The 6,158-nt window shown below is 68.0% G+C and carries 5 protein-coding genes and 1 pseudogene; 2 read left to right on the forward strand and 4 right to left on the reverse strand.

The genetic code is table 11. The features are described 5' to 3' along the window. From MZTS_RS21955 to MZTS_RS21970, 4 genes are all read right to left on the reverse strand, one after another. Positions 1-426, reverse strand: a 426-nt coding sequence (locus MZTS_RS21955; RefSeq protein ID WP_192285419.1) for a cyclodeaminase/cyclohydrolase family protein, incomplete at its 3' end; no start/stop codon positions are given. 82 nt (positions 427-508) lie between these two features. Further along, complete coding sequence (locus MZTS_RS21960; protein WP_192285420.1) at positions 509-1,375, reverse strand: NADP-dependent methylenetetrahydromethanopterin/methylenetetrahydrofolate dehydrogenase; 867 nt, start codon at positions 1,373-1,375, stop codon at positions 509-511. A 263-nt stretch (positions 1,376-1,638) separates the two neighbouring features. Then, positions 1,639-2,583 carry a D-2-hydroxyacid dehydrogenase gene (locus tag MZTS_RS21965; protein WP_192285421.1) on the reverse strand — a complete coding sequence of 315 codons (945 nt, stop codon included), beginning with the start codon at positions 2,581-2,583 and terminating at the stop codon, positions 1,639-1,641. Between the two features lie 162 nt (positions 2,584-2,745). Beyond that, positions 2,746-3,954 (reverse strand): aminotransferase class V-fold PLP-dependent enzyme, encoded by a 1,209-nt coding sequence (locus tag MZTS_RS21970; protein ID WP_192285422.1) that lies wholly within the window; start codon positions 3,952-3,954, stop codon positions 2,746-2,748. Positions 3,955-4,710: 756 nt separating this feature from the next. Here MZTS_RS21970 and MZTS_RS21975 point away from each other — a divergent pair. Next, positions 4,711-5,526: a metallophosphoesterase gene (locus MZTS_RS21975; protein ID WP_192285423.1), complete on the forward strand. Its 816-nt coding sequence runs from the start codon at positions 4,711-4,713 to the stop codon at positions 5,524-5,526. A gap of 53 nt (positions 5,527-5,579) precedes the next feature. Next, positions 5,580-5,978 (forward strand): annotated as a pseudogene (locus MZTS_RS21980) (glycosyltransferase); the annotation flags it as partial. Positions 5,979-6,158: the final 180 nt, after the last annotated feature.

Genomic DNA, 6,158 nt, shown 5'->3' on the forward strand with positions numbered 1-6,158 from the left:
GTTGAGATTGCCCTTGTCGGCGACGATCTCGGCGAGGTCGATCACCTCGCGGCAGACGCGGCAGCAGGCGAGCGGCACGTCGGTGGCCGTCTTGAGCGCCTCCTGGATCCTGGCGCTGCGCGCGGCCTTCTCCTCGTCGGTGGTCTTCGGCAGGCCGTAGGCGTCCATCACCGCGTCGAAGGCTTCGACGTCGTCGGCGATCATGCCGGTGAGCGTCTTGCGCAGGGCTTCCGATTTCTCGAGCACCTGCTTCAACTCGGCTTCGACCTCGACATACTTCTTCTTGCCGATGGTGAGGTTGCACACCATCGAGACCAGCGCCGCGCCCATGGCGCCGGAAATCGCGGCCGCGCCGCCGCCGCCGGGGGTGGGAGCCGAGCTCGCCAGACCGTCGAGGAATGTGTCGATCGTCTCGTTCGCGGCCATGGGGCCCTCCCCTGTCAATTTTTGTTTGTCTCGGTGGGGCAGCGTCGACGGAAGCCGACGCTGCCCGACAGGCGATACGCCGTCAGGCCATTTCCTTGGCGAGGGCGTAGATCTCCTCGGCGTCGAACACGCCTTCGGTCGATTCGAACAGCTTGGCCACGCAGGCGCGGTGCAGCTTGAGCTTCAGACCGCCGATGCCGAGCGCACCGAACGCCTTCTTGCCGTGGCGCTCACGCGCCTTGTCCATGGCATCGATGCCGCCGAAGCCGAGCGGGGGCTGGGCGTTGTAATCGGCCACGATCTCGATCGAGGCCTCGTCCTTCCAGCCGGATTCCGGCAGCAGCTCGATGCCGATGGCACCGGCCGAGAAGATCAGGTTCTGACCCTTGACCAGGGCGACGCGGGACGCCTCGTCCGGGGTCGCGGCGGCCTTCACATTGACGCCGAAGCGCTTGTTGACGCTGTCGGCGGCGGCCTGGGCGCGATCCTGCTGGCGGGCGGCGATGATCACCTCGGCGCCTTCCTTGGCGAGCAGGGCGGCCGAGCGCATGCCGACGGGGCCGGTGCCGGCGAGCACCACGGCCTTCTTGCCGGCGACCGAACCGCCGGCCGCCTTGACGACGAGGGCGACGCCCGCGGCCGCCGTGGTGTTCGAGCCGTTCGAGTCGAGCATGGCCGAGACGCGGAACGGGCCGAAGAAGCGCTTCTTCACCGCCTCGAACACCGCCTCGCCGGCCGCCATGTTGCCGCCGCCGACGAAGATCGCCGTCGACTTCTTCTCCGATCCGCCGCGGGTGTAGATCGTGCCGTCGACCAGCGCGCCGACATTGTCCGTCGTCACGTTGCCGTAGCCGGTGATGTGGTCGGCGCCACCATCGTAGCCGACGACCGTGTCGAACACGCTCGGAACCGCATCGGTGTCGAACAGGAAGAGAAGCTTCTTGGTCATTGTGCCTCTGGCTGAGTGTTGGCCGCGCATCTGATCTGAGAGCGCGGCGCGTTGTCAGGGTGGCTGGCTGGCGTCGATCGCCGTGGTGACCGACACTCGAAACCCTGTTCGACCGAACGAACCCACCCTCCCCCTCCTCCTGAGAGGCGTAAGCGCAACGGAGGCCTCGAAGGGGTGTCCAGGGATCGCGCGGGATCTGGAGGATTCTTCGAGGCCGCTTCGCGGCACCTCAGGATGAGGGCGGGAGCGGGAGCCCGGAGCTTCTACGCCTCTACGACGTTCTGCGGCTTGCCCGCGACGAACGCTTCGATGTTGTCCACGAGTTGATCGGCGAGGATCTGCATCGCTTCCTTGCTCGCCCAAGCCACGTGCGGCGTGACGATCAGGTTCGGCAGATCGGCGTCGCAGAGGATGTTGCCGTCCTTCGGCGGCTCCTGGGCGACCACGTCGAAGCCGGCGCCGCCGATGGTGCCGTCCTTGAGCGCCTGCAGCAGGGCCGCCTCGTCCACGAGCCCGCCGCGGGCCGTGTTGATGAGGATCGCGGACTTCTTCATCTTCTTGAGCTGCTCCGCCCCGATCATGTTGCGGGTATCGGGCGTGAGCGGCACGTGCAGGGTGATGACGTCGGACTGGGTCAGGATCGTCTCGAGATCGACCAGGCCCTCCTGCGGGAACACGTCGTAGGCCAGCACCTTCATGCCGAGCGCCTCGGCCCGCTTGGCGATGGACTTGCCCAGCGCGCCGTAGCCGATGATGCCGAGCGTCGAACCGGCGATGTCGTAGATCGGGTAATCGAAGTAGCAGAACTGGGTCGACTTGTTCCAATCGCCCCGGCGCACGGAATTCGCGTAGGGCACGATCGCCCGGCGCAGGGCGAACATCAGGCCGACGACGTGCTCGGGCACCGTGTTGAAGGCGTAGCCGCGGATGTTGACGACGGTGATGCCCTGCGCCTTGGCGGCGGCCTTGTCGACGACGTCGGTGCCCGTGGCAGCCACCGCGATCAGCTTCAGGTCCGGAAGCTGCTTCAGCGTGTCGGCGCGCATCGGCACCTTGTTGATGATCGCGATCTCGGCGCCCTTCAGGCGCTCGACGATCTCTTCCGGCGTCCAGGTCGACTCGTATTCCTTGTACTCGTGCGGGAAGTTGAATTCGCGCACGGTCGCATCGAGCGACTCGCGATCGAGGAAGACGACTTTCTTTGTCATTCTGGACCCCTTCCGGATCGACCGGCGGGCGTGGCGCCGGCCCCGTTTCCTCGCCTGCTTCGACGCGTCTCCCGCGCCCCATCCGGCGAGCCGGAGGGGCGCGGGGCGCCTTCTTATCTTGAGCGGAGGCGGCGCCGTCCGAACCGGCGCCGCCTGCCGGTATCAGCCCTTCGAGAGCGGGTGCTCGCGCAGGTAGCTGGAGGCGGCGGCCACGCCCGAGCCCGGCGTCACGTTCACGCCATTGTCGATGAGCGACATCTCGGCACCGGCGATCGCGCCGAGCAGCGAGAGCTCGTTCAGGTCACCGACGTGACCGATGCGGAACACCTTGCCCGCGACTTGGCTGAGGCCGGCGCCGAGGGCGAGGTTGTAGCGCACATAGGCGTGCTTGATGATCTTGGCCGCGTCCACACCCTCGGGCGCCAGGATGGCGGTGACGGTGTCGGAGTTCCACTCCGAGGACTTGGCGCAGGTCTTCAGACCCCAGGCCGCGACCGCCTGACGGGTCGCCTCGCCGAGCACCGCGTGGCGGTGATAGACGTTCTCCAGGCCTTCCTCGAACAGGCAGGCCAGGGCCTCGCGCAGGCCGTAGAGCAGCGGCAGCGGCGGGGTGTAGGGGAAGTAGCCGGTCGGGTTCTGCTTCTTCTGGTCTTCCCAGTCGAAGTAGACGCGGGCGAGCCGGTCGTTGCGGCCGGACTGGCCCTCGGCGGCCTTGAGCGCCTTCGGGCTGACGCAGATCACGCCGAGACCGGCGGGGAGCATCAGGCCCTTCTGCGAGCCGGCGATGGCGCAGTCGACCTTCCACTCGTCGGCCTTGAACGGCAGCGAGCCGATCGAGGACACGCCGTCGACGAACAGCAGGGCCGGGTGGCCGGCGGCGTCGATCGCCTTGCGCACGGCGCCGATATTCGAGGTCACGCCGGTCGCGGTCTCGTTATGGACCACCATGACGGCCTTGATCTCGTGATTCTTGTCGGCGCGCAGGGCCTCCTCGATCTTCTCGGGCTTGGCGCCGGTGCCCCACTCCTCCTCCTGGACGATCACGTCCAGGCCGAGGCGCTGGGCCATGTCGATCCAGAGATGGCTGAACTGGCCGAAGCGGGCGGCCAGGACCTTGTCGCCGCGGGCCAGGGTGTTGGTCAGCGCCGATTCCCAGATGCCCGTGCCCGAGGCCGGGAACAGGAAGATCGTGCCGTCGGTCGAACCGAACACCTTCTTCGTGTCTTCGAAGAGCGGCTTCGTCAGCGACGGGAAGTCGACCGACCGGTGATCCTCGGACTGCACCTGCATGGCGCGCATCACCCGGTCCGGGATGTTGGTCGGGCCGGGAACGAACAGGTGGTTGCGTCCCGGACGTCTCGTTGCGGCCATGAAATTTCCTCCACGTGAAGTCTTGAGCGGGCCGCCCCTCGATGAGGCCGCGGATCCCGCCGGATAGAATGTGACGGGCGAGCGCCCGCCGCGAAACGTCCTCGGCCCCGCCGCGCAGGCCTCGCAGCCGTCGCGCCGAGCCCTACCCCGGTATGCACCGCGCCGCGCGCGGAAAGCCGGCGCCGGTCGCAACCATACCACTGCGATGTCGGATCGTTGACCGTCCCGGAGCGGCGAAGCGGCCATCCATGCCACCCGCGTCGCGGCGCGTGCAGACGCGCCGGTCGCCTCCAGAGGATCGAACCCTCGCCGCGTCGGCCTCGCGGTGCCCTTGGAGCACCCCGAAACGTCCGGCCGCCGTCCTTCCATCTCCGGAAGGATGGCACAACGGAGTTTTGCGGGAAATCCTCCGGCGCGCTCCCGCCGATCGTCCAGCGCTCCCATCCATCGCGGCCATCCCGCGCCTCTGCCGGGCGCTGCCGCGCACGCCGAGGCAGGCGCGGGCTATGACCTTGGCCGCCGTTATGCGCCCCTGGCCCGGGAATGGAAAACGGAAAAAACTGAACTGAAAAACAAAAAGATTTTCGTATGCACAGGCCGCAGGCAGGCCCTGCGGCGAGACGGCATCCGGCATCCCCGACAGCGGGCATGGTCGCGGCGCGGCAGGATGATGCCGCCAGCCGTCATCAAACTGAGATCGGAATGCGATTTGGCTCTGAACCGCCACGAGGCGATTGTCAGGAGCCGGAGGCGCAGGTGTCACAGGATCCGGAATCGACCATCCGCGTTCGGACGCTGTTCCTGTCCGATCTCCATCTCGGCACCAAGGGTTGTCAGGCGGCGCTCCTGCTCGACTTCCTGCGCGACGTCGATGCCGACACGATCTATCTCGTCGGCGACATCGTGGACGGCTGGCAGCTCCGCTCCGGCTGGTACTGGCCGCAGGCCCATAACGACGTCGTGCAGAAACTGCTGCGCAAGGTGCGCAAGGGCGCCCACGTCGTCTACGTGCCCGGCAATCACGACGAATTCCTGCGCGACTATATCGGCATGACCTTCGGCGGCATCGAGATCGCCGACAGCCGGGTCCACGTCGCCGCGGACGGCAAGCGCTACCTCGTGATCCACGGCGACCAGTTCGACATGGTGGTGCGCCACTCCAAGTGGCTCGCGCATCTGGGCGACTGGGCCTACACGACGGCGCTGACCGTCAACACCGTGCTCAACCGGGTCCGCCGCCGGCTCGGGCTGGCCTATTGGTCGCTCTCCGCCTGGGCGAAGCTCAAGGTGAAGAACGCGGTCAACTTCATCGGCCAGTTCGAGAGCTTCCTCGCCACCGAGGCCCGGCGCCAGGGCGCGGACGGGGTGATCTGCGGCCATATCCACCACGCGGCCCACCGCGAGGTCGAGGGGCTGACCTATCTCAATACCGGGGATTGGGTGGAATCCTGCACCGGCATCGTCGAGCATTACGACGGCCGGATGGAGGTGCTGCACTACCCCACCATGCTGCGGGAGCGCCGCGCCGCCGAGGCCGCCTTCGAGCCGGCCATCCGCCGCGCCGTCGCCTGACGCTTCCCGAGCGCCGCCCCCGCCCCTTCCGGACGCCCGACCACGGATCGACCATGAGGCTGCTGCTCGCCACCGATGCGTGGCACCCGCAGGTCAACGGCGTGGTGCGCTCCATCGAGCGCATGGCGGAGGCCGCCGTCGGCCTCGGCGTCGAGCCGCTGATGCTGACGCCGGCGGATTTCGCCTCCCTGCCGATGCCGGGCTATTCCGAGATCCGCCTCTCCCTCGTCACCCGCCACCGGGTGCTCTCCCGCTGGAAGGCCCTGGCGCCGACTCATGTGCACATCGCCACCGAGGGCCCGATCGGCCACGCGGTGCGCGCGGCCTGCCTGTCCCTCGGCCACGCCTTCACCACGAGCTATCACACCCGCTTCCCGGAATACCTCGCCGCCCGTGCTCCCGTGCCGGAGGCCTGGAGCTATGCGTGGCTGCGCCGGTTCCACGCGGCGGCGAGGTATTCCGGGAAGCGGGTGTGATAGCTCGTGGTGAAGGCGTGGCCGAGGGCCCGATCGGCCCCCCGGGGCGCGCGGCCTGCCTGTCCCTCGGCCCCGCCTTTCCCCCGCGCTAATACACCCCCTTTCCCGAAAACCTCCCCGCCCCACGCCCCACGCCCGGGGCCTGGCGCATTCGGT

The organism is Methylorubrum zatmanii, from assembly GCF_014845115.1.
GTDB classification, from domain to species: Bacteria; Pseudomonadota; Alphaproteobacteria; order Rhizobiales; family Beijerinckiaceae; genus Methylobacterium; species Methylobacterium zatmanii.